The organism is Corynebacterium phocae (genome assembly GCF_008693075.1).
GTDB classification, from domain to species: domain Bacteria; phylum Actinomycetota; class Actinomycetes; order Mycobacteriales; family Mycobacteriaceae; genus Corynebacterium; species Corynebacterium phocae.
In genome coordinates this window covers 1-24,216 of sequence record NZ_VXKJ01000053.1, presented here as the reverse complement: position 1 = coordinate 24,216, position 24,216 = coordinate 1, and the positions used below count along the sequence as shown (strand labels likewise).

At 59.1% G+C, this 24,216-nt stretch carries 19 protein-coding genes; 8 read left to right on the top strand and 11 right to left on the bottom strand.

The genetic code is table 11. From position 1 onward, the window contains the following. Positions 1 to 4: 4 nt before the first annotated feature. Positions 5 to 460 (bottom strand): type III secretion system chaperone family protein, encoded by a 456-nt coding sequence (locus F4V58_RS11475; protein ID WP_084559786.1) that lies wholly within the window; start codon positions 458 to 460, stop codon positions 5 to 7. A gap of 186 nt (positions 461 to 646) precedes the next feature. On the opposite strand from F4V58_RS11475, the gene F4V58_RS11470 reads away from it, so the two are divergent. Next, positions 647 to 1,528 (top strand): potassium channel family protein, encoded by an 882-nt coding sequence (locus tag F4V58_RS11470; RefSeq protein WP_245802999.1) that lies wholly within the window; start codon positions 647 to 649, stop codon positions 1,526 to 1,528. A gap of 121 nt (positions 1,529 to 1,649) precedes the next feature. Here the strand turns inward: F4V58_RS11470 and F4V58_RS11465 are convergent, their stop codons facing one another. Next, complete coding sequence (locus tag F4V58_RS11465; protein ID WP_075736142.1) at positions 1,650 to 4,040, bottom strand: hypothetical protein; 2,391 nt, start codon at positions 4,038 to 4,040, stop codon at positions 1,650 to 1,652. Positions 4,041 to 4,371: 331 nt separating this feature from the next. Here F4V58_RS11465 and leuS point away from each other — a divergent pair, with 331 nt between their 5' ends. Together leuS and F4V58_RS11455 are read left to right on the top strand one after the other, a co-directional pair. Then, entirely contained in the window at positions 4,372 to 7,248 is a 2,877-nt protein-coding gene (gene leuS / locus F4V58_RS11460) for a leucine--tRNA ligase (protein ID WP_075736140.1), read from the top strand. Between the two features lie 938 nt (positions 7,249 to 8,186). Beyond that, on the top strand, positions 8,187 to 9,257 hold the full coding sequence (locus F4V58_RS11455) for a hypothetical protein (protein WP_075736136.1): 1,071 nt from the start codon (positions 8,187 to 8,189) through the stop codon (positions 9,255 to 9,257). 121 nt (positions 9,258 to 9,378) lie between these two features. Here F4V58_RS11455 and F4V58_RS11450 read toward each other — a convergent pair whose 3' ends face one another. The 6 genes from F4V58_RS11450 to F4V58_RS11425 form a co-directional block, all read right to left on the bottom strand. Continuing rightward, complete coding sequence (locus F4V58_RS11450; RefSeq protein ID WP_075736134.1) at positions 9,379 to 10,482, bottom strand: chymotrypsin family serine protease; 1,104 nt, start codon at positions 10,480 to 10,482, stop codon at positions 9,379 to 9,381. A gap of 152 nt (positions 10,483 to 10,634) precedes the next feature. Further along, positions 10,635 to 11,066, bottom strand: coding sequence for a DoxX family protein (locus F4V58_RS11445; protein WP_170252491.1), 432 nt, complete (start codon positions 11,064 to 11,066; stop codon positions 10,635 to 10,637). 197 nt (positions 11,067 to 11,263) lie between these two features. After that, the gene (locus tag F4V58_RS11440) at positions 11,264 to 12,916 is read right to left on the bottom strand and encodes an FAD-binding dehydrogenase (RefSeq protein ID WP_075736132.1); all 1,653 of its coding nucleotides are present in this window, start codon (positions 12,914 to 12,916) and stop codon (positions 11,264 to 11,266) included. Next, positions 12,906 to 14,180: a hypothetical protein gene (locus F4V58_RS11435; RefSeq protein WP_075736130.1), complete on the bottom strand. Its 1,275-nt coding sequence runs from the start codon at positions 14,178 to 14,180 to the stop codon at positions 12,906 to 12,908. The genes F4V58_RS11440 and F4V58_RS11435 overlap by 11 nt, the downstream gene beginning before the upstream one ends. A 9-nt stretch (positions 14,181 to 14,189) precedes the next feature. Further along, positions 14,190 to 14,792 carry a response regulator gene (locus tag F4V58_RS11430; RefSeq protein WP_075736128.1) on the bottom strand — a complete coding sequence of 201 codons (603 nt, stop codon included), beginning with the start codon at positions 14,790 to 14,792 and terminating at the stop codon, positions 14,190 to 14,192. Then, positions 14,793 to 15,974 carry a sensor histidine kinase gene (locus F4V58_RS11425; RefSeq protein WP_075736126.1) on the bottom strand — a complete coding sequence of 394 codons (1,182 nt, stop codon included), beginning with the start codon at positions 15,972 to 15,974 and terminating at the stop codon, positions 14,793 to 14,795. It abuts the gene before it with no gap. A gap of 111 nt (positions 15,975 to 16,085) precedes the next feature. Here F4V58_RS11425 and F4V58_RS11420 point away from each other — a divergent pair, with 111 nt between their 5' ends. The 3 genes from F4V58_RS11420 to F4V58_RS11410 are packed head-to-tail and all read left to right on the top strand — an operon-like array spanning position 16,086 to position 18,501. Beyond that, positions 16,086 to 17,033, top strand: a complete 948-nt coding sequence (locus F4V58_RS11420; protein ID WP_075736124.1) for an ABC transporter permease — start codon at positions 16,086 to 16,088, stop codon at positions 17,031 to 17,033. Then, the gene (locus F4V58_RS11415; protein WP_075736122.1) at positions 17,030 to 17,707 is read left to right on the top strand and encodes an ABC transporter ATP-binding protein; all 678 of its coding nucleotides are present in this window, start codon (positions 17,030 to 17,032) and stop codon (positions 17,705 to 17,707) included. Before F4V58_RS11420 ends, F4V58_RS11415 begins: the two co-directional genes overlap by 4 nt. An 11-nt stretch (positions 17,708 to 17,718) precedes the next feature. Further along, positions 17,719 to 18,501, top strand: a complete 783-nt coding sequence (locus tag F4V58_RS11410; protein WP_075736120.1) for a YwaF family protein — start codon at positions 17,719 to 17,721, stop codon at positions 18,499 to 18,501. Positions 18,502 to 18,589: 88 nt separating this feature from the next. Here F4V58_RS11410 and F4V58_RS11405 read toward each other — a convergent pair whose 3' ends face one another. Both F4V58_RS11405 and F4V58_RS11400 read right to left on the bottom strand, forming a co-directional pair. Further along, positions 18,590 to 20,041: a bifunctional ADP-dependent NAD(P)H-hydrate dehydratase/NAD(P)H-hydrate epimerase gene (locus F4V58_RS11405; RefSeq protein WP_075736118.1), complete on the bottom strand. Its 1,452-nt coding sequence runs from the start codon at positions 20,039 to 20,041 to the stop codon at positions 18,590 to 18,592. 11 nt (positions 20,042 to 20,052) lie between these two features. Then, on the bottom strand, positions 20,053 to 20,865 hold the full coding sequence (locus F4V58_RS11400) for an Fpg/Nei family DNA glycosylase (RefSeq protein ID WP_075736116.1): 813 nt from the start codon (positions 20,863 to 20,865) through the stop codon (positions 20,053 to 20,055). 96 nt (positions 20,866 to 20,961) lie between these two features. On the opposite strand from F4V58_RS11400, the gene F4V58_RS11395 reads away from it, so the two are divergent. Next, positions 20,962 to 22,458: a DUF1846 domain-containing protein gene (locus F4V58_RS11395; RefSeq protein ID WP_075736114.1), complete on the top strand. Its 1,497-nt coding sequence runs from the start codon at positions 20,962 to 20,964 to the stop codon at positions 22,456 to 22,458. Positions 22,459 to 22,556: 98 nt separating this feature from the next. Then, positions 22,557 to 23,489 carry an oxygen-dependent tRNA uridine(34) hydroxylase TrhO gene (gene trhO, locus F4V58_RS11390; RefSeq protein WP_075736112.1) on the top strand — a complete coding sequence of 311 codons (933 nt, stop codon included), beginning with the start codon at positions 22,557 to 22,559 and terminating at the stop codon, positions 23,487 to 23,489. On the opposite strand, the gene F4V58_RS11385 is transcribed toward trhO, so the two are convergent. Continuing rightward, the gene (locus F4V58_RS11385) at positions 23,486 to 24,043 is read right to left on the bottom strand and encodes a nucleotidyl transferase AbiEii/AbiGii toxin family protein (RefSeq protein ID WP_075736110.1); all 558 of its coding nucleotides are present in this window, start codon (positions 24,041 to 24,043) and stop codon (positions 23,486 to 23,488) included. The genes trhO and F4V58_RS11385 overlap by 4 nt on opposite strands. Positions 24,044 to 24,216 lie beyond the last annotated feature (173 nt).

The following is a 24,216-nucleotide window of genomic DNA, read 5'->3' as shown; positions in this document are numbered from 1 at the left end:
CAGACTAGCGCCACCAGGGGGATTTCTTGGGCTCTTCTGGGGCGGGCAGGTCTAGGTTGTTGAGTTCGGTGAAGAAGCTCAAGGAGGTGGTTATGGCGCAATCTACCAGGAGTTCTAGTTGCTGGTCTGTGACGCCGTGTTCGAGGTCCGTGTTGACCTCGCAGCCTACTTCAAGCTTGCCCTCATCATTGACCTGGAGGTCAGCTTTGGGGAAGAGCTTTTCACTGTGCCACTTGTTGATGAACTCAAAGAGCGTACCGCGGGCCTCGATGGGGGCTTTCTTGTCCCACTGGGCGCGAATGGCCAGGATTTCCCGTATCTGCCCGGTACTGAGCAGGAGGAAGCTAATGCCGTCAAAGTTGATATGGATGTCACCGTCATTGTCGGTGAGGTAGTTATAGTCTTGCCGGTCAAAGTACGCCGCTACGCGGTCAATAGAAAAGAACTCGGGAACAGTCATGCAATTACCTTCAATCTTGCGGGTTGGTGCCGGCGGGTATGTGCGCCTGGAGTGGAAGAATATAAATTAATTGTAGCAATTTCAATTCTAGCAATTTGATCCTGTTGCCGGTGGAAATCCAAAGTATGCGGGTATCTACCCTGGGGTGAGTCGCAAGCCTGGGGGCCTTCTGCCACAATGAACCCCATGAAACACGCTTCAAGAATGAAGGCTGCGGCCCTGAATGCACTGCCCTGGCGGGAAAAACTCCTGGTGGTTATCCGGGAGCTGTTTAACCCAGATATTCCCGCTGACCTCCCGCCGCGTCTGAAATGGGAACGCCGCGTGGAAGGCCCCATGTTCCTGGCCTCCCTGGCTTTCTTATTGCTCTACGCCTGGAGTGCCCTTGGGGACAATGATCGTTTGCTCACGCACCTGGCCTCGGTGGGAATGTGGATGGTGTGGGGTGCGTTTGTGGTGGATTACTTGGTCCGCCTCTTCCTGGCGCGGGAGCGCTGGAAGTGGTTTTGGAAGCATTGGTGGGAGCTTTTGCTCATTGTCCTGCCCATGTTCCGCCCGCTGCGCGCGTTGCGTGTGCTGCCCACGTTGGTGTTGCTGCAGCGCTTTTCAGCGTCCAATGCGCGGGTTACGGTGGCGCTCTACACCTCCATTGCCACCGTGCTCATCATCGTGGTGGCCGCCATTTCGCTCTACGACGCGGAGGTCCGCGACCCAGACACTGCGGTCAATGATTTTGGTGACGCGATGTGGTGGGCGCTTACTACCGTGACCACGGTGGGCTACGGGGATATCGCACCGGTAAGCCCGCAGGGTCGCGTGGTGGGTGCCATGCTCATGCTTTCCGGTATTGCGGTTGCTGGTGTGGTCACTGCCATGGTGTCCGCCTGGCTGGTGGAGCAGGTTCAAAACGATGCCACCCAGGCGGGCCAAGCCTCAGAACTCACGCGCCACCACGAGGTCATGCGTAGTTTGCAGGAACTCAACTCCGAGGTGGCAACCCTGCGTGCCGAAATCGAGCAGCTGCGCCGGGGCAATAACCAGCCCGGGGGCAACCCGGACAGCCACTAGGCAAGCGTTGGCACCAGCCACGCAGCCCAACAACCCCAGAACCTCACAATCCAACAACCTCACAACCCCGCAAGCCCCAGGTGTGTTAGCGCCTGGGGCTTGCGGGATGTTTCACGTGAAACTAGCGGGCTAGTAGCTTGCCGGTGAGCATGTCGTAGGCAAAGAGCTTAGGTGCAAAGGCGGCCACGCGGGAGAGATCCATGGCGTTATTGCGCAGGATGGCCTCCACGGTGGGGTCGGTGAACTTGCCGGCCGCCAGGGCTCGGGAAACCAGGCTGAAGACGTAGGAAACAAACGGGACGGAGGCTGCGGCGCGGAACCCCGTGGGGGCGTCGGCAAAAGCCTGCAGGGCAATAAGCGTGTGGCCAACTGAGGAATCCGGGTACAGCTGCTGCACCACGCCCTGCAGTTGCATGGCGGTGGCACGAAGCTCGCGGATGGTGTACAGGCGGTGGATGGAAATGTCGTTTTCCAGGCACTCGCGCAGTGCAGCTACGCGCTCATCATCGCTGGGTTCCAGGCCGGCGGCGGTCTGGAGCTTCATGGGTTGGGTACGGGAATCCACCTGCTGGTCTGTTTCCGGGCAGGAGGTGGGCTGGGCGGCGTCGAGGGGAAGGACCTCCAGGAACATCTCCGTCTCGAAGGCTACGGACCAGCGGACGTCTGCGGGGAGAAGATCGTAAACGGCGGTGGGATTGGCCTGCATGTACGCCACCATCTTGTCCACGTGGTCTTGTAGCCCGGCGTTGCGGGAACGCTTGGACAGCCCGCGCAGGGCCAAGTAGTGCGAAACTACGGCCTCGGCAGTCTTGGGCATGGTGGCGGTTCCTTCTGCGCCGCCAATGATGACAGAGCTAGCCGCCGGTTGTGCGGGCGCGGCCAGGTCGGTGCTCTTGTCCCACCCGCGAACGTCCATGATGACTGGGCGCTCAATCTCTGCGGGGACTTCATCTGTAATGCGCTGTGGTGTGCCAAGGGGGTCAGAAACCGGCCAGGCCCAGGTAACCACGTCCTCTTCGAGTTCCGCCCAGTCAGTGCCCAGGGGTGCCTTAACCACGGTGGCTAAGGAGGCGTAGATCAGGTCCTTGGCTGCCGATGCCTCGTACTCCACCTTCTTGCGCGACTCACTTTGCGCTAGGTGCTTGGCCCGGGCGGACTCCGATAGCTCCGCCAGGTAGTCCTCGTAGCTCAAGGTGGACCACAGCAGGAACAGCTCGAAGGAAGACTGCTTGCCCAGTGCGTCCTTCAACTGGGCGTTAGAAATTGTTAATGTCCGCCGCGCTACCGAAGTGCCCCCGGAGTTGACCAGGTCTTTGATCTTTTGACGTTTATCGATGGAGACAAACTTTGCCAACGGCAGCGGTTCCGGGGCATGCACGGAAAAGTGCGTATGCTCATCCAGCTGCCCCGCGCGGATGGTGGTCTTGGCGCTAAATTGCACCGGTTCCTGGCCGGTGTATTTATACCGCCCGGTTACTGCGGCGGGAACCATGGAAAATATGGCTTCATACCCAGCCTCAGAGCTGATTGTTTCCGTCCTGAATGGGTCCTGGTCTAGCTGGCGGGTGCCTTTTTCAAAAACCAGCGTCTTGTTGGGGCTGCCCGCCATCGTGTAGCTAAACGGGGATAGGGTGCCTGCGGCGTCCACGGAACGGAACGTGGTGCCCCGTGGTCCTTCATTCTTGGCGCGGGCGTGCAGTCCCTCAATCATGGTTAGGTAACGCGAATCCACTTCCTCACCGTCCAGGTAGAGGATGTACTCATAGCGGCCCACCCATGGGTCCTCGTAGAGATCGGAGGGGAAAATCTCATGCTTTCCCGGAATCAACGTGTCCTCGTGAACTACCTCCCGTTCACCGTCCGGCGCGATGTACACCAGCTCACCGGTGACTTCACCCTCGCAATAAACGGTGATGTGCGGGGAGGCTGTGAATACCGGTTCCCAGTCAACGCTGCGGGCGTTAGGCAACCGCTTGACCGCAATATCCCATTCCCAGCCGGAGGGTTCACTGACTTCCACTTCCACCGGTTGCACGTAGGGCGGTGCAACGGTGATGGTTTCCCCGGCCTGGCAGGCTACGTCCACCATGACCCAGCCCGGCCAACCGATGGCGTCTATAGCGGGAATGCCATTGACTCGGCTGTTCTGTGGCAGGAGAAACGTGTGGTTCCCGGGCTTCAAGCCCTGCTCCGTGGACACCAGGCGGTCCATGGCGTCTAGGACAATAAAGGGGTGTTCCTCCGTTATTCCCTTGCAGGTAAACGAGTTGTCACCGGTGTGGGCGGAAATTTCCTGGAAGGGCGCGGGGATGGCAACAAAGATCCGCTCCTCCCCCGCCGCAAAGTGCTTAGGGTCTTGGTTGTCAATAGTGACAGTCCAGTCTTGGCCCACGGGAGGCAGCACTACCGAGAGCGCGAAGGTAACGGGATCTAGTGAAAGGTACGGCGCCTGGTGGCGGCCGGTAGCGTTTTCGAAGGAGGTGAGTCGGTGAGTATTGGGCCTCGAAGTCATTTTCACCATATTAGATTAACCAGTGCCCGTGTGCGAAGTTGTGGGGCGTAGCCTGGACACCTGCTAAGACAGTTGTTTTAAGAAGCTAAATGCCTGGTGGGATTAGGGGCCCCGGGGGGCCGGGCGCACCCTCTCCGTTTCCGCCCGCAACTGCGCTAACGCGCGCTTTAGCGGTGCCGTGCCGCTATGGGGCTACTCCTGGGCGGCAAGTATCCCGGCACCGCCGATTCCTCACCGCTGTCCGGCCCTAGGTCATCCTGGCTGGCACGGGCCCGGGCGCGCGGGCGCTTTAACTTCGCTCCCCTGCCGCTTGCTACTAGACTTGGAAACTATGACTTCTGCTAGCGAAAATCCAGCTAATACCCCAGCTAATACCACCGCCCACCGCTACACCCCGGAGCTTGCCGTCAGCATTGAAAAGTCCTGGCAGGGCTACTGGAAGGAGCATGGTACGTTCCATGCCCCTAACCCGGTGGGTGACTTAGCGCCAACTGATGGGGATAAGGAGCTGCCCACGGAAAAGCTCAACGTCCAGGACATGTTCCCTTATCCTTCTGGTGCGGGCCTGCACGTGGGTCACCCGCTGGGCTATATCGCTACGGATACGTTTGCGCGCTTTAACCGCATGCTGGGCAAGAATGTTTTGCACACGCTTGGCTATGACGCCTTTGGTTTGCCGGCGGAGCAGTACGCCATCCAGACCGGCACGCACCCGCGTTCCACCACCATGGAAAATATTGAAAACATGCGCCGCCAGTTGGGCATGCTGGGTTTGGGCCATGATGACCGCCGCTCCGTGGCCACTACGGACCCGGAGTTTTACCGGTGGACGCAGTGGATTTTCCTGCAGATTTACAATTCTTGGTTTGATCCAGAAAAGCAGAAGGCGCGCCCCATCGCGGAGCTCATTGAGGAGCTGGAGTCGGGCGTGCGCACAACCCAGGACGGCCAGAACTACGCCGAGCTTTCTGATGCCGCGAAGCGCAAGGCCGTAGACGCCTTCCGCTTGGTTTATCTTTCCAACTCCACGGTGAACTGGTGCCCGGGTCTGGGCACGGTTCTGGCCAATGAAGAGGTCACGGCTGATGGGCGCTCCGAGCGCGGCAATTTCCCCGTGTTCCGCCGCAACCTTTCCCAGTGGATGATGCGCATTACGGAGTACTCGGACCGCCTACTCGATGACTTGGAGCACCTGGATTGGCCGGAGAAGGTCAAGTCCATGCAGCGCAATTGGATTGGCCGCTCCCGTGGCGCGGAGGTCAACTTCACCGCTGAGGGCCAGACCATCACGGTGTTTACCACCCGGCCGGACACGCTCTTCGGCGCGGAGTACGTGGTGCTGGCGCCTGAGCATGAGCTGGTGGACGCGCTGATCTCCCCCATCCCTTATGACGATGACGTGGATTCGCGTTGGACCTACGGCAACGATGATCCGAAGGAGGCCGTGGAGGCCTACCGCGCGGATATTGCGGCTAAATCCGACTTGGAGCGCCAGGAGAACAAGGAAAAGACCGGCGTTTTCCTGGGCTCTTATGCCGTCAACCCGGTCAACGGCAAACGCGTTCCCATCTTCATCGCGGACTACGTGCTTACCGGTTACGGAACGGGTGCCATCATGGCGGTTCCCGCGCATGATACCCGTGACTACGAGTTCGCCACCGCCTTCGGCCTGCCCATCACCGAGGTAGTCAAGGGCGGGGACGTGTCCAAAGAGGCCTTCACCGAATCCGGTGAGGCCATCAATTCAGCCAATGAAGAAGGCCTGGACATCAACGGCCTGGGCAAGAAGGAAGCGGTCGCAAAGACCATTGACTGGCTTGAGGATAAAGGCCTGGGCGTGGAGAAGGTCCAGTACAAGCTGCGCGACTGGCTGTTCGCCCGCCAGCGTTACTGGGGTGAGCCTTTCCCAGTGGTCTACGACGCAGACGGCCAGGCATACCCGCTGCCCGAGTCCATGCTTCCCATCGAGCTCCCCGAGGTTGCGGACTACAAGCCAGTTTCCTTTGACCCGGATGACGCCAGCTCCTCCCCCCAGCCACCGCTGGCCAAGGCGCGCGAGTGGGTTGAGGTGGAGCTGGACCTTGGTGACGGTCCTAAGACTTACTTCCGTGACACCAACGTCATGCCGCAGTGGGCGGGTTCTTCCTGGTACCAGCTGCGCTACGTGGACCCCAACAACTCAGATGAGTTCTGCAACATTGAGAACGAGCGCTACTGGACGGGCCCCCGTCCGGAGGAACATGGCCCCAATGATCCGGGTGGCGTGGACCTCTACGTGGGCGGCGTAGAGCACGCGGTCCTCCACCTTCTCTACGCCCGCTTCTGGCACAAGGTGCTCTTTGACCTAGGCTTTGTCACTTCCAGTGAACCCTACCGCCGCCTGTATAACCAGGGCTACATCCAGGCCTTCGCGTACACGGATTCCCGTGGCGTATATGTTCCGGCCGCAGAGGTTGAGGAGAAGGACGGCAAGTTCTTCTTCGGCGGTGAGGAGGTCAACCAGGAGTACGGCAAGATGGGCAAGTCCCTGAAAAATGCTGTGGCGCCGGATGAGGTTGCGGAGAACTTCGGTGCGGACACCCTGCGTGTTTATGAGATGGCCATGGGCCCGTTGGACACCTCGCGACCCTGGGCAACTAAGGACGTGGTGGGCGCGCAGCGTTTCTTGCAGCGCCTATGGCGTTTGGTGGTCAACGAACAGACGGGTGAGCTGGCTGTTTCCGGTGACTCCCTGACTAAGGAAGACCTCAAGGCCCTTCACCGCACCGTGGCCGGGGTGCGCGATGACTATGAAAACCTACGCCTCAACACGGTGGTTGCCAAGCTCATTGAGTACGTCAACTACCTGACTAAGACTTACAAGACCTCTGCACCGCGCGCTGCGGTAGAACCGGCAGTGCAGATGGTCTCCCCCGTTGCCCCGCATATCGCGGAGGAAATGTGGTCCCGCCTTGGCCACGAGGGCACTATCACCTACGTACCGTTCCCTGAGTTCGATGAGCAGTACCTCAAGGATGATGAGATCGAGGTCCCAGTCCAGATCAACGGCAAGGTAAAGTCCCGTATCACCGTTGCTGCTGATGCTGACCAAGACACCGTCTTGGACGCTGCCTTAGCCGATTCCAAGATTGCGGAACTCACCGCTGGCAAGGAAGTGTTCAAGAAGATTTACGTCCCGGGCCGCATGGTCAACCTCGTGGTGAAATAACCGCTCCCCGCCCGCCGGCCGTGGCCCCTCAACCGGGGCGGCGGCCGGCTTTGTGTTTTAGCCACCGTTACTAAAGTAAGTGGTGTGCGAGTGCAACATACGGCCATAACTGTGCAACCATAAGGTCATAACATTGTGAGTGAACCCCGCCAAGACCTCGTACCCCTCAAGCGTCGGCTTGGATAGGGGGTCCATCCCCGGGGATTTAAGGGCCGGAAAGGGGATCCCGCCTAGCCCTGGCTCCCAGTCCGCTGCGAACCCGGACACCCCGAAACCTACGCGCAACCCGACTAGCTTTCTTGCCAAAACTATTGATTTAGGATTTTATTGGTAGCCACTTCCTCGTGATCCCCTGACGGTTGAGCCACGGGAACTTTGGCTACCTAAACCTTGGCTTTCTCCGTAGTGGGGATAACCTCTTTAGGTTAACTGCTGTTGCAGTTGTTAACTCCTGTGATTCTAGCGCACCCCGGACCACAGTGCGAACCGTGAAAAGTGTCTCACCCCTTGGCCCCAGTCCCGGGCGGCCCCATCCCCGCGACCAAGCAGGGGTGTGGGCTAGGTATTGCCCCTACCCCGGTATTGGCGCGTTCCCGGTCCCCGGGATGGGTGCTGGCCCTAAACAAGGGATCTCATCCCTCCGGTACAGCAGGTTTAGAACTTTTGGTTAATCTTCCCGGATTTCACCTGCGGGGGCTATCCTGCAACAAATAAATCATCTACAGTAAAGGAAAGGCTTGCCTTACTCCTCTCAAGGGCCCGTGCAGGGCTTTTGAGGGACTGAAGTCCAGGCAAAGCTGGAGACAAACCTTGATTATTTCAAGGTAGTTATTTCTCACCGTTTTTCCAGGGCTGTAGTTGAAGTCCCAGATGAAGAGAGATCTTTTTCTTGGGCGCAGGCTGCAATCATCTATCTCTACAGAAAGAAACCAACTTCTATGAAGACCTTCTCCCAGAAATCCGTACGCACCCTGGCGGTTAGCCTGGCTTTGGCTGTTCCCGCGTCCGTTGTCGTTCCGCTAGTGGCACCCGTGGCAGTACAGGCCATGGATAACGACCAAGACAACTTGTCCCGGATTTATATAAACCCTTCTGATACAGCGCAGGCATGGGGAAGCGAATTCCGGAAATTCCAAATGGTAGCTTTGGCGCGGGAGACCTACGACCGCGGCTTCTCTGCAAAGGCTTGGGAGGTAGACAACCGTGACCCTGATTTCCAGAGGGACATTGCTCAATCCAACCGCCAAACCGAAATCGCTTTTGCCCGTGAGGCCATTGCTTTGCTGCAGTACGAAGGCAACCCTGAGGCTCAAGCAATTGAAACCACCAAGATTGGCCATGACCTGCTAGCTTCCAAGCTGGCTCTGGACCTAATGAACACAGAACGTAAGTCCTCCCAGTCCTTAGCGGAAAGCGCTGCTGATGATGACCCTCAGAAGGCGGCCAAGCAGCGCCGTGATTTCATCTTCAATTACGGTTCCAGCCGCTTGGAGAAGGAAATTGCCCTCTTGGAAAACGGCGACAGCAATCCCCAGGAGGTCCCTTTTGGCGTTATCGATTGGGGCTTGGAGGAGAAGTATCTTGATGCCGCTGCAGAGAAGATGAATACCCCAGAACCGGCTCTGGGACTGTACGTCACCGGAGCCGACGCAGCCAACAAAGTGGATGTAGAGCAGCTGAAAAAGGACGCCACCTACAACCTGAAGTCCCTGACGCTGGATACCGTAGTGCCTCCCAAGGCAGATCCTGAGGATCCCAAGCCAGCCCCAGAAGATCCCAAAGATCCTAAGCCAGCCCCAGAAGATCCCAAGGACCCGAAGGATCCCAAGGATCCTGATGATAAAGACGACTCCAATGATTCTGACAAGGACGGTTCCAGTGAGTCTGATAAGACCACGGCCACTATTGTGGGGTCTGTGCTGGGTGTCTTGAGCCTGCTGGGGCTGCTAGCTGCAGCGCTGCTAGGTCCACTAAAGCCACTCTTGGGCCGAGTGCTGCCTCGCTTTTAAGCAAGGTTAATGGCCTGTGAGGCCAAGCTGCCCCCGCCCTTTTGAATAAAAGGTGCGGGGGTATCTGCTGCTTAAGCCGGCCTTTAAGGAACGGTCTGAAACATGGCCGGGGTTAAACAGCCTAGATAGCGTTCAGCCCGGGGATGCTTAGTTGGGGTAGAAACATCCCGGCGGCGCCAAGGATTACTCCTAATACGCCCACGATTGCGCCGATTATGATGCCGGTGTTCCCGTCTGAGGAGCCACCGCTTGGTTGCTGCGGAGACGGGGCCTTCAGACTGTCTTTAAGTCGGGCCAGTTCCTCCCGAGCGGAGTTCAGTTCGTTGCGGAGCTGCTGGACGTCGCCCTCCGCTTTGTTGATCCTCTCTTCGGCAGCGGCAACGGTAGCTTCAGCGTGGAGCATTTCCAGCTGGTGTTCCCGGACAATACGGGCGTATTCGGAGGCGGTGGGCAGGTCGCTGCCAAAAGCGGACCGGGGCGAGGTGTGGATGTCCGGAGGGCTGCCCAGTGTGTTGATGTCCGGGTTGTGGTGCATGAATCCGGCATGGTCTGTGCGTTGGGGAACAACTTCCGCCAGGTCTTCACGGTGGATGATGGACATGGCCAGTTCCCCGCCGTCGGGAGCCTCGTAGATGAAAGCGCCTAGGATTTGCCCGATGTAGCCCTTTCCGGGGACCCATGCCGGCCCGCCGGAGTCACCCGGATTAACATTGAGATCCCCTGCGTAGACTATAAGGTCGTTGAAGGCAATCAAGTTGCTGCAGTTAACCGTCTTAGTGGTGGCACCGTAGACACATACTTTGTCGCCCATCTTGGGGGCGTAAGTGCGGTCCCCGGAATAGGCGTTGGTTCCGCCAAAGGAGGTGGCGTTAAGTACCACGTAGGAGGCGTCGTGGAAGAAGGAACGCTCGAAGCCGGCGGTGGTGCCATCGGTTTCAAGCTCTTTGGGGGAATCAACTACAGCGTAGCGTTGTTTGAGCTTTCCAATCTTGTTGCCGTAGGCGTCTAGTGCTTGGGAACCTTCGGGGGCGCAATGCCCGGCGGTCCAGATCCGCGCATGATCGTGGTCAACATATCCTGCTGTGCAAGCGGAGTACTTTCCGTTGTCGTCGAGGAAAAGGATGCGGTCGCCTTGGCTGATGGAGTCTGTCGTGGCGTGAGCGACGTTGGGACAGATGAGTGCAAGGGCTAGAAGGCCACTTGCCGCAGGACGAAGCTTTCGCATTCCTATCAATTCCTTCTTTGCAATGCGGAGGTGAATTAGTACCGAAATCCTGAACTGACTCTACCCTAACTGCGTTGGGAAAACTGGGTTAGCCTACGCAAAATTCACCTCCTGCTAAAACAGAAGGTGAATTTGTTGAAGGCTGGGTTGTGCTACTTGCGGGTAGCGATATTTAGTAGACCACCAATGATGGCGGTGTTCTTAGCGAACTGGAGCTTTTCCTGGCCCTTTTCGTCTTTATCTTCCTTCTCCCAGAAGGCGTGGCCTACCAGGGTGGTGGGGATAAGGGAGCCAATGAGTCCCCAGGCGGCGTACTTGGGGAAAATCCCCAGTGCTAGGGCAGAGCCTAGGCCCATCTGCGCGTAGGCGTTGACTTTGGCCATGGTGGGTCCGTCAACCGGAAGGTCTTTGATTCCAAGTTTCTTGGCTGATTCTTCAGCCATGCCGCCTACGTAGTCAGCGTTGTTTAGGGCGGTCTTGGCTCCTACGATGAAGATGGGGAGGATGGCGGCGCGGCCAACAGCACCAAGTGCTTTTTCTCCGAGGGACTTCTTGGGGGCTTTCTTTTCACATAGACCGAACATGGTCATCTCCTTTTGTTTTGGGGCGAAACTGGATTAACGAATACAGCCCCTATAATACGCGGAAATAAAGTTGCTGTCACGTCAACGAAAGTTCCTCCTAGGGGAAGTCCCGAAGCCGCGTTCTAGACCATTCGCGGATTTCGGGCCTTCAACCCCACCCAGCAGAGCGGGCGGCCCGCTAATTTCTGGTGCTTTGCCTACAACGCTGCCAGCGCTTCACCAACCCGCTTACCGGAGTGGATGCACCCGCCTAGGAAGGTTCCCTCCAGGGCGTTCTTGCCGTGCATTCCCCCGCCGCCAAAGCCGGAAGCCTCACCGCAGGCATATAGTCCTGCCAGCACGCCGCCTTCCTTATCAAAACAGCGGCCCGCAAGGTCAGTCTCAATTCCGCCCAGGGTCTTGCGCGTCACAATCTTTAGGCGCACCGCAATGAGTGGGCCTTTGGCCTCATCCAGCAGGCGGTGGGGCGCGGCGGTGCGCACGATCTTGTCGCCCAGGAAGCCACGCGCGGTGCGGATGTAGTTGATTTGCGCGTCTTTACTAAACGGGTTGTCCAGCTGCGAGTCGCGGTCTTCAAGCTCCTTGCGCACCAGCTCGCGGTCCAGGAGATCATTGCCGGCCACTTCTTCCATGCCGTCTAGTAGCGCGTCCAGGTTGTCGGCTACTACCCAGTCCACGCCGTTGTCCATGAACGCCTTGACGGACACGTGCGTGCCGGGGCCCAGCTTGCCGGCCAGCAGCTTGAAGGATTTCTCGGTGAAATCCGGGTTTTGCTCGGATCCGGAGAAGATGAACTCTTTGTCCGCAATTGTCTGGTTGAGCACAAACCAGGAGTAGCCGTGCCCGGTGCGGCCAATGTGGCCTAGGGCGGCTAGGTTGTCTGAGCCGGGGAAGAGGTTGGTGGGCAGCCGCTTGCCGGTGGCGTCTAGCCACATGCTAGACGGGCCGGGGATAATGCGGATCCCGTGGCCGGGCCAGATGGGATCCCAGTTGGTCATGCCCTCTGGGTAGTGCCACATGCGGTCGGTGTTGACCAGGCGCGCGCCAGCGTCGTTGGCTATGTCAATTCCGCGGCCATCCACGTGCGCGGGCACGCCCACGACCATGTCTTCGGGGCACGGCCCCCAGGTCTCTTCCGGCCACATCTGCCGCACCTTGGCCAGATTGCCGCCGATACCCCCCGTAGCAATCACTACCGCCTGCCCGCGGACCTCGAAAGTGTCTATTTCATCGCGGTTGGAGGCCACGCCGCGCGCGGAGGGATCATCGGCAAGTTTAGTGCCCTTGACGCCCACTACCCGGCCGCCTTCGGTGATGAGTTCATCCACGCGGTGGCGGAAGTGGAACTCCACTTTGCCTTCGTGCTCGGCTTGCTCGAGGGGCTCGCGGAACACGCGGACGACCTCCGGGCCGGTGCCCCAGGTGAGGTGAAATCGCGGGGCGGAGTTGCCGTGACCGGCCGCGTCCCCGCTGCCGCGCTCCGCCCAGCCGATGGTGGGCAAGACGTTAAGACCCAGGTTCTTTAAGTAATCGCGCTTTTCATTCGCGGCGAAGCGCACGTACTCGCGCGCCCACTCCCGCGGCCAGTAGTCATGCTCCGCGTCGTCGAAGTCAGCGGAGTTCTCCCAGTCGCGCCAGGCCAGCTCCTCCGAGTCTTTCACCCGCATCATCTTCTGCTCCGGGGAGTCCACGTAAAACAGCCCGCCCAAAGACCAAAAGGCCTGCCCGCCCAGGTTGTTACGGTTTTCCTGGTCCAGGATGAGCACGTGTTTGCCGCCTTTGACGGCCTCGTGTGCGGCAACCAGCCCGGCTAGGCCAGCGCCTACGATGATGACGGAATTATTTTTCATGCCCAAAATTATACGGATTCCCTGGTTCCTCGCTGAAGAAAGCGCGATAGTGGGCGATAGTCTCACCCAGTAGGGCCTTCCCAAGGTCATTTGCTTCGGACGTGTCATCATCCATGCCACCGAAGATGACAAGCACTGCCCGGTTTGCCACCCACCCTTGGTAGAGCATGTCTTCGAGGTAGCGGCGGATGTCTTTGTCCCCGCGAATTATCTTCACGAGCATGAAGAGGATGGGGAGGAATTCATCCCCGGACTCCATGAGCGGAAGCGTTTCAGCGACAATGCCGGCCCCGAGCGAGGGGATGGCTATAACCTCCTCCCCCTTTTCGGTGAGCTCTATTTTCGTGGAGGTTTCGCGGATCAGTCCGGTGACGTTGAGCAGGCCGTGAATAACTTCGATGGGAAAGTTGTCTATTTCCCGGGGTCTGGGTACGCGGTACAGTTTTTCGAAAGGCATGATGTCCAGTAGCTGGTTGACCAGGTCTGGCTTGAAGTACCCGGAGGCGGTGAGCTTGTCGTATTCCCGGACCAGGCTGAGGATTTCCGCTAACCGCTTGCCTATTTCTAGCCGCTGCCCGGGGTTAAGACGGGGAAGCTCGAAGTCAGGAGCAAGCTCCGGGATGGCGTCTGTCAATGAAAGTGGTTCTGGTTCCAGCTCAAAGGGAGAAGGGTTTGCAAAGGGGGCCGGGAGGTCAGCGTCAAGAGCGTGGGTGAGATCCGTGGAGGAAAGCTCTGCTAGGCGCTGGATAATCTGTGGGGCAAAGCAGTCGGTGAGCCGGGATTCCACTTGGTCAATGGAGTAGTTGGGGAATATCTCCGCAATCCTGGCTGCGGCATCAGCGGAGACCGGGCGCCCGCTGAGGATGTTGAGGACGTTGTTCATTATCTGCACAGTGCCCCGTGGACTGCCGATCTCAGAAACTAAGTCAGGGCCGCTGCAGCGTAGAAGGGCCGGCAGCTTCTGCTCGGGTTCAACGTAAGGTCCCTTAGTGAGCAAAATCTTCCACTCCCCCACCGATGGCTCGTAGCTGGCGTTTTCATCCGCGAATATCAGTGGCAACGCTAGTTGGTCCAGGACCTCCATGGCCTCTATGATGCGGTCTTCGTTTTCAAAACGTCCTGGTGGGCTGGGGGCTAGGCCCAACGCCGCGTTGATGATGAGGCAGAGGTCGCCTACCGTGGTCTCCGGGTCGATTGCTACCGTGCGAAGCGGCTGTGGCGTCAGAAACAGGGCCCATATTTCAATTCGGCGAGCTGGATTCATAGTTAGAGCCTAGAGGAGTTTTCGCTCTCTGGCTACGGTTACCGCTGCAGTGCGGTTATCCACTCCCAACTTTTGATAAATATGGACCAGGTGAGTCTTGATGGTGGCCTCGGAAACAAAAAATTGTGTGGCTAGCTCCCGGTTGGAAGCGCCGGTGGCCAACCCGCTCAGAATCTCCCGTTCCCGGGCGGAGAGGGATTCACGCGGCTTGGTAACTCGCTCTGCCAGGGTGACAGCCACTTCCGGCGCGAGGGTTCGCTTACCCGCAGCGGTATCTTTCACCGCCTGGCGCAGTTGTTCCTCGGGCGCGTCTTTGAGCAGGTAGCCCAGCGCGCCGGCCTCCAGCGCGGCCATGATGTCCGTTTCGGAGTCGTAGGTGGTCAAGATGAGTACCGGTGGTCCGCCGGCGGCCTTGAGCCGCCGGGTGGCCTCAATCCCGTCCACGCCGGGCATGGAGATATCGCAAACCACCACGTCCACCTCCGGCATGTCCTCTACAGCTGCGCCGGAGTTGCCCTCCGCTACTACCCCGATCCCCTCGAAGGAGTCCAGGATGGCCTTCAGCCCCGCGCGCACTACCGGGTGGTCATCTATGAGCATGACGGAAATCATTTACGCCTCCAGCAGGAAGTTCACGGACAATACGGTCCCGGGGTTGCGGTCTATGACGTCGAGCCTACCGCCGGCCTCATCCACGCGCCGGCGCAGCCCGGGCAGCCCGTACCCGCCACTACCATTAGCGGGACCCGCACCACTGGGACCCAGACCGCTGGGCCCCGCACCACTGGGCCCCACACCACTGGGCCCCACACCGCTACAGCCCACACCATCATCGGCAACATCCAAGGTGGCGCGGTCGGGAAACACACTCAAGGTGACCACCACGCGGCTGGCGTGGGCGTGTTTGGCCGCGTTGGATAGCCCCTCCCGTGCGGCACGTTCTAGTACGGTTGCCACTTTCTCCGGCACGGCGGAGGTATCCCCCTCGATTTGCAGGTCAAATGCCGTGGACTCCCCCAGCGCCCGGGCGCGGTCCCGGTGGGATTGCACCAGCGCCCCTAATGCCTCCGGCAGCGCCGGAGGTGAGGATAGTTCCGCGACAAACCGGCGCGCCTGCCCCAGGGAATCTTCTGCCACTTCGTGGATGGTAGCTATATGTCCGGAGGGGTTGGTGGCTCCGGCCGCCGCGCGGGACATGAGCACAATAGAGGATAGGCCTTGCGCCACGGTGTCGTGGATTTCCCGGGAGAGCCGTTCGCGTTCCGCCAAGCGCCCGGCTAGGTTTTCAGTCTGCGCCAGCTCATCTTGGGTACTACGCAGTTCAGCGGCCAAGTCCCGGTAGCGCTCTGCTTCTTGGCGCAGGGCAACGTAGGAGAAAAACACCGCCACGCCAAATAGCGTGCCAATAGCCGGACCCACTGCGTGCGCCACGGTCCAGTTTTCCGGGTAGCGCCACGCCGGGAAGAACGCCGCTACGGCCCATAACCCACCTACAGCCGGCAGGCGCACCCATCGTGGCAGGTAGCGCAGGTACAAAAAGACCAACGGGAATTCCAACCACATGAAGTCCTGGCCGTGAAACATCAACCCCGCCCACACGAACGTCAGGGCCCCCAACCCCCACAGACGGTTGCGCACAAAATACAGCGCGGCCAGGGCTACCGCGAGGAAAGTTACTAGAGGTGTCAAGGTTGAGTCAGCAACGGCACTGGCCACTCCGAACACTAGCAGTGAGGCGAACATGGCGTGTAGACCCCACGTGAGCGCGCGGAGGATGTTGTCAAGACCGGTCATAAGCTCCCACGCTAGCGCCACCCGGTGGGCGGTGCATCAACCGACCGGTTGATTCGTTTTTCGACCGCGCACCTGATTTAGCTGCGCGGCCGCCGGACCACAATGGACACCATGTTCCTAAGTATGAAAGAAATAGCCGCCGCCAAGGCCCGTGTGGCGCTTATGAGCGGCGTGGTTGCCATGATTACGTTGCTGCTCATTATGCTTTCCGGGCTCACCGGAGGCTTGGGCAAGCAGAATACTCAAGCCCTCGAGTCCCTCGACGCGCCGGGCTTCGTCTTCGCGGATAACCAGGACCCGTCCTTTTCTACCTCGCAGGTTACAGGTCCGGGGGCCTTGGGCATTGCGCAGACCCGGGTGGGCGGTGACGCCGCCGCGCTGTTTGCCCTGGCCCCCGGGTACGCCTCACCGGTGGGCAAAATCCCTGCAGAAGGCTTGATTGCGTCTGAGTCCTTGGGTTTCGCGCCGGGTGATGTCGTGGAGTTTGCCGGTCAACCGGTGGAGATTGTCGCGGTGTCTCCAGACTCGTATTACTCGCATATTCCCGTGGTGTGGGGTCCAACTTCCTTGTGGCGCCAGGCTATGCACTCGGATGAGGACGGCACCGTTTTGCTTGCTGATACCCCGGACGCGCTCACCACCACAGAGGCCTTCGCGGCGTTGCCGGCCTACAAATCTGAGCGCGGCTCTCTGCTCACTATGCAGGCACTGCTCTACGCAATTTCTGCTCTGGTAACGGTGGCTTTCTTGAGCGTGTGGACCATCCAGCGCACCCGGGACCTGTCTATCCTGCGGGCCCTGGGTGCCAGCTCTAGGTATTTGCTGAAAGACGCCATGAGCCAGTCTGCGTTCTTGGTGGGGATAGGTGTACTTGCAGGCACGGTTGCCGGTGTGGGGCTGGGGTGGCTGGCCTCCCGTGCGGTGCCCTTCCAGCAGGATCTTGTCACCGTGGCCGGCCCCGCCCTAGGCGTGTGGGTGCTGGGAATGCTGGGCGCTTTCCTGGCCACTCGGCGTGTAACAAAAACCAATCCCCTACTAGCTCTTGGAGGCAACGCATGATTTTGCGCGATATAACCATGGTCTACCCTGACGGTGATTCCACCCTGACTGCACTAGACGGCGTGAGTTTAGAAGTTCCCTCTGGTGAGGTGGCCGCCATTACCGGGGAGTCTGGGTCCGGCAAATCCACCTTGCTGAGCATTGCTGCCGGCCTACTTAGCCCCACCTCCGGTGAGGTGTGGGTGGCGGGGCAACGTATAGACCAGCTCGATGACAACGGCCGTGCCCGGGCGCGGTTGGACCATGTGGGAGTAATCTTCCAGCAACCCAATTTGATTTCCAGCTTAGGCGTGCGTGATCAGCTTCTTATTACTGACCACATGCGTGGGTTGAAGCCCCGCCCGGAGCGAGCTGATGAACTCCTGGCCCTGGTGGGCCTTGAGGGCATGGGGGCCCGCAAGATGTCCAAGCTTTCCGGTGGCCAACGCCAGCGGGTTAACGTGGCGCGGGCGCTCATGGCGGATCCGGCGGTCTTGGTGGCCGACGAGCCTACGTCCGCGCTTGACTCGCAGTTAAGCCAGGAGATAACCGAGCTGCTGGTACGCGTGACCAAGGAGCTGGGTACTGCAACGGTGGTTGTTACTCACGATATGGCGGTGGCGGCCGCTGCGGATTCCTCCTACCACGTGGCTGATGGCAAGCTATTTAGCAAGGCAAAACAAGATTTGGGCTAAAATGTCGGGAAATGAACATCCTGCACAAACCCGAATATACCGCCCAATTCGCGGATTATGCCCGCCTCCGGCCGTTTACTGCCCCGCACTGGGCCATGCTGGCCACCACGGCCGGGACGTGTGCAGGTTTTATTGCGGTAGCTCGTGCGGTACGTGGCACCCCGCAGGAGGAAAAGCTGCGCCGGGGCTGGGGGTATGCTCACCTGGCGGCGGGCACCGCGTGGACCATTGCTTCCTTGGATCCACGGCAACTGGACCTCAAGGAATCTCTCCCACTGCACCTGTGCGATGTTCTGCGCCCCATCATGGCTCTGGGGCTTGTTACTGGAAACCCGCACGCGCTCAATATCACCTATTACTGGGGCATTCTTCTCAATCCGCAGGCCATCATCACCCCGGATGTCATTTACTACTATGAGCCCCGCGCCGTGCGCTTTGCTACCTACTGGTTCTTCCATATCACTGCCCTTGCCACTCCCCTGGCCTTGACCTTTGGGCTGGGGTACCGCCCCACCTGGCGCGGCTACCGCGCAGCGGCCGCGCTCTCCCCGTTGTGGCTGGCGTTGGCCGGATCCGTCAATATCCTTACCGGTGGCAATTACGGCTTCCTGCGCTACCCGCCTAAGTCCGGCTCACTGATGGATAAGTTTGGGCCCTGGCCGTATTACGTTGCTGTGGAGTGCGCTGTTGCCGGCGTGTGCTGGGCTGCCATGACTGCCCCCTGGGAAACCAAGCGCGGCCGCCGTGGCACCCTCCTGCTAGGGCGTGGGTTTCTGCGTAAGGCCATCCGCTAAATCACAACCGCAACCAGCTCCAAGCGCAACCAGCTCCAACCGCAGCCAGCCCCAACCGCAACCAACGCCCACGTTAGTTCCAACTGCTCTAATTGGTGCGGATCATCCGGGCTGTGGCTTGCTGCACCGCCTCCGCTATCTGGGAGGCCGAACACGGCGCGTAGCCCTCTGCGGTGGTTGCAGCTATCTCGGCTGCGTGCGCTTGAATGGCAACCGCTTGCAACGCGGAAGCAACTGGGTCACCGCGCATGGCAAGGGTGGCCCCCAAGATCCCGCTGAGCACATCCCCGGATCCTGGTGTGGCGGCAAAGGAATTGCCGGCATTTATCCCGTAGAAGCCATCTACTGTGCTCACGCGTCCTTTGAGCAGGACATGGCAACCGAGCCTTGCCGCCAACTCGCGGGACATTTCCGCACGGCTTCCCTCCGGAGGGCCCACCAGGGCGGAATATAAGCGCTGGAACTCACCCCAGTGCGGGGTTACAATGACCTGTTCATGCAGGGCGATATCCCGTTGTGCCAACAATGTGATGGCGTCCGCGTCAATAACCGTGGGAAGCCCTTGATTTACTATGTGCTCCAGCTCGGCCATAGCCTGCGCGTTGGTACCGCGCCCGGGTCCCACCACCCACGCTTGGACGCGCCCGGCTTCTTTAACGGAGGCGTGGACTACCAACTCCGGCACCAGGTTGGTGATTGCACTGTCGCCGATAAACCGGACCATCGCAGGAGTTGCGCGCACAGCGGCCGTGGCCGCCAGGATCCCGGCGCCGGGGTATTGCTGACTGCCAGCAGCTATTCCCACTACACCGCCGGAGTACTTGTTCGCGTCAATGCCGGGCGTGGGGTCATAGAAGGGTGGCCCGCCGGCTTTTTCTGCACCGAACCACGCGCGGCCCCCAATGTGGTTGAGGTAGCCGGCGGGTTCGTAGCGGGCCAGCGCCGCGGCAAATGTGGGCGCGCCGGGCAGCGCTAGATCGGCTATAACCACTTCCCCGCACTCCGGAGCATGGACGTGGCCGGCACGCGGGGCACCAAAGGTGACAGTTGCATGTGCCCGCACGGCGTTATCCGCTGCTTGTCCGGTGTTAGCGTCAATACCGGTGGGCATGTCCACGGCCAGCACCAGCGGTGCGCGGGAGGCGATTTCTAGTGCTGCGCCGTCTAGGCCGCGCGCTGAGCCTAATCCTGCCACTGCGTCGATGACCAGCGCGGTATCAGGAGAAGGTTGCGCGCACATGGTTCCACCTGCTGCTAGGAAGGCGTCTAGCGCGCGTGGCTGCGCGGGGCCTAGGACATGAGCGGAGACTTCGTATCCTTCTTTCAGCAACGCCGCACCAGCGTAGAGCCCGTCCCCGCCGTTGCCACCGGGGCCGGCAAGTATTACTACCGGTCCCCTGGTGGGATCTCCTAGGAGGTCCGTTGCTGCTCTAGCCACTGCGTCTGCAGCTAATTGCATGAGCTGGTCAGGCTCGCTTTGTAGGGCAAGGAGTTGTTCCTCTGTGGCGCGGACGGCTTCTACGGAGTAGGCGGGTTTCATGTTTTGCCAGTCTAATTTGCCTGGCAGTTGGGGCACCAGAAAAGATTGCGCCCTTCCGCTTGCGTTACCGCCACTGGGGTGTTGCATACGTGGCAGGCGGCCCCTGCGCGCCGGTAAACGTAGACCTCTCCCCCGTGGTCATCTTTGCGCGGTTCCCGTCCCATCGCGGCGGGAGTGTGGCTGGGGCGCACGGTGTCAATCCGGGCGGTAATCACGCCCGCGCGCATGAGCTGCACCAAATCTTCCCAGATGGCGTCAAACTCCATGCGGGTTAAATTATGTCCTGGGCGGGTGGGTGAAATCCCTTGGCGGAAAAGTACTTCTGCCCGGTAGATATTGCCCACTCCGGCAAAGCGTTTTTGGTCCATGAGTAGGGACCCGATTGAGCGCTTGGACTTGGATACCTTGGCCCAGACTTTGTTCGGATCTGCGTCTTCCCTGATGGGGTCTTCACCAATCTTTGCTAAAGCCTGGGCAAACTCCGTTTCGCTGATGAGCCGGCACCATTGCGGCCCGCGTAGGTTGGCGGCTACCTCTCCGCGGGCAATGTGGAGCCTGATTTGTCCCCAGTCTGCGTCTGCGGTTTCAAAGGTTAGCTTCCCAATTAGCCCTAGGTGGATGTAGACAATGTGCTCCGGGCCGGGCGCGGCGAAGTCAATAAAAAGATGTTTGCCAAAGGCCTCGGCGTGGCTAATTTCGTGCTGATCCAATTGGGTGGCGCTGGCTAAAAACCGACCCTGGGGACTGGTGACTGTGACTGGTCCGGGCCTTAGTTCGGCGTTGATCCGGTTGGCTAAGTAATGGATGAGGTGACCTTCTGGCATGTGCCCAGCGTACCGCCTAAATTTCTCAAATATCCAGCTAGTAGGTGTAAGCTGACCTAGCGGAAACTTTTTCACTTTCGTTTGAAAGGCACCGCTATGGCCAGGAAAATCGGCTTCGACCGTGAACAATATATTGAAATGCAGTCGCGGCACATCAATAACCGCCGCGAAGAAATCGGCGGCAAGCTGTACCTGGAAATGGGCGGCAAACTCTTTGATGACATGCACGCTTCCAGGGTTCTTCCCGGGTTCACTCCAGATAACAAAATCGCTATGTTGGAGCGGATTAAAGATGATGTTGAAATCCTCGTTTGTATTAATGCCAAGGATATCCAGCGCGGTAAAATCCGCGCGGACCTTGGCATCTCTTATGAGGATGACGTTCTGCGTCTGGTAGACGTCTTCCGCGACCGCGGCTTCCTGGTAGAGCATGTGGTGATGACTCAGTTGGAGGAAGGCAACCAGCAGGCGGAGGCTTTCATTGATCGCATGGGCCGTTTGGGGCTAAAAGTTGCGCGCCACCGCGTTATTCCCGGTTACCCGGCAAACACTGATCTCATTGTGTCTGAGGAGGGCTTGGGCAAAAACGAGTATGCGGAGACCACCCGGGATTTGGTGGTTGTTACCGCACCTGGTCCTGGGTCCGGCAAGCTGGCTACTGCCCTGTCGCAGGTTTATCATGAGCACCAGCGTGGTGTGGAGGCCGGCTATGCCAAGTTTGAGACCTTCCCTATTTGGAATCTTCCTCTTGAGCACCCCGTGAACTTGGCTTATGAGGCCGCCACGGTGGATCTTAATGACGCTAATGTCATTGACCACTTCCACCTGTCTGCGCATGGGGAATCTACTGTTAACTACAACCGTGACGTGGAGGCTTTCCCGCTTCTCAAGGTGCTCCTGGAGAAATTGACGGGCAAGACTCCTTATGAGTCCCCCACGGACATGGGCGTGAACATGGCCGGTTTCTGTATTACGGATGACGCAGTGTGCCGTGAGGCTTCTAAGCAGGAAATTATCCGCCGTTATTTCAAGGCTTTGGTTGAAGAGAAGGCTTCCGGGTTGGACACCACTCAATCAGATCGTGCTGCTGTGGTGATGGCCAAGGCTGGTATTAAGGCAACGGACCGCCCGGTGGTGGCACCGGCTCGTGCCCGCGCTGAGGAAACCGGTGAGCCGGCGTCTGCAATAGAGCTTGCCGATGGCACCCTGGTTATCGGTTCCACTTCAGAACTGCTTGGCAACTCTTCTGCCATGCTGCTCAACGCACTCAAACACCTAGCCGGTATTGATGATGACATCCATCTGCTCTCGCCGGAATCCATTGAGCCAATCCAGACGGTGAAGACTAAGCACCTGGGCTCACGCAACCCCCGCCTGCATACCGATGAAGTCCTCATCGCGCTGTCAGTGTCTGCGGCTAAGGATGAAAATGCCCGCAAGGCGTTGGACCAGCTCAAGAATCTACGCGGCTGTGACGTTCACACCACCACCATCCTGGGTTCGGTGGATGAGGGGATTTTCCGCAATCTGGGCGTGCTGGTTACCTCCGATCCAGTGTTCGCGCGCAAGAAGGCTCTCTACCAAAAGCGCTAGCCGCAACCAGTGGCTGCGGCTGCCTTCATAGCTAAGTGACAAACCCCATGGCTGGATGATTAACGTTCACCTGCCGTGGGGTTTTAGAATGGGTGGCTGTGAGCCTCGGAAAAATTCTTCTCTACTACGCCTTTACTCCCATCAGTGATCCCACCGCAGTTATGCTGTGGCAGCGGACTTTGTGTGAAAAATTGGGACTTAGAGGCCGTATCCTCATTTCCGAGCACGGTATCAACGGCACCGTGGGCGGGGACATGGCCGCGTGCAAGCGCTATGTGCGCGCCACCCGTGAGTACCCCGGCTTTAAAAAGATGGCCTTCAAGTGGTCCGACGGCAGCGCGGATGACTTCCCCAAGCTCTCGGTCAAAGTCCGCGATGAGATCGTGGCCTTTGGCGCTCCCGGTGAACTTAAGGTTGATGAAAACGGCGTGGTGGGCGGTGGCGTTCACCTTAAGCCCGAGGAGGTCAACAAGCTCGTGGAAGAGCGCGGTGAGGAAGTAGTCTTCTTCGACGGCCGCAACGCCATGGAAGCTGAGATTGGCAAATTCAAGGGCGCCGTGGTCCCGGATGTGAAGACTACCCATGACTTTATCGAGGAAATTGAGTCCGGCAAGTACGACTGGATGAAAGACCGCCCCGTAGTGTCCTACTGCACCGGCGGTATCCGCTGCGAAATTCTCTCCGCGCTGATGAAAAACCGTGGTTTCAAGGAGATTTACCAAATCGAAGGCGGTATTGTCCGCTACGGTGAGGAATACGGCAATGATGGCCTGTGGGAGGGCTCCATGTACGTATTCGATAAGCGCATGCATCACGAGTTCGGCGCTGGTCTGGAAGATCCCGGTTTTATCCAGCTAGGCCACTGCGTCCACTGCAATAAAGGAACCAACACCTTCCACAACTGCATCAATGAGGACACCTGCCGCCAACAAGTCCTCATCTGCGATGACTGCATCCAAGATGTCAAGACACAGTGTTGTGACCGCCCGGATTGCCTAGAAGTTGCCGCCGAACTCGCCGCGAAGGCCTAAAGCTTCCGCCAGCCGCCATCGCGCCAGACCTGGCCGTCCACTTCATCGCGGATGGCCGGGTCAATCAGTGCCTTGGCCACCTTTAGTGCGGACGCGAAGTCCCGGGGAGCCCGCCCTAGGTGCTTCTGCGTTGTATAAGTTACCTTCCAGCTCACGGGGCACTGGAGTCCATCGGCGAAGGGGGCCAGGCCGCGCACGGTCCTTTCTGACTCGATGGCAAAGCTAAGTTCCCGGCCGCCAATCTCTTGAGTGGCGGCGATGTGCGCGATGTCCACCAGGTCGCGCACACGAGTACTTGATCTCCGGTTGTCAGGTGTTCCGTAGACCTCCATAGTGGCAGACACCTTATCCGCCAGGTGGTCCGCAATGGGGTAGAGGTGGACCTTCGGCAACGAGCCTTGGAGCACCTGGTCGAGGATGTTGTCATGCGGGCCGGACGGGATCCCCGTCATGTGACACCCGGTGACAACGTCGATTTTTACTGGCTGGCCGAGCGGGCGACCCAGAAGAGTTTCAATCCTGATCGTCAGGGTCGCGATTTCACGGCTTCCCAAACCCCGATTTTTAGAGACATCGAGAATGCGAAAAGCAACATCAGTTGGCGGGGTAGACGGGTTAGCAAGCGCGCGTGTATTTTGTCAAGCTGAAGTGATCCGTTTTGGCGCGGAAAAGTGATCCGTTTTGGCGCGTGCATGTTTTTTTATTTGGGTGTGTTTGTGGGGTTGGG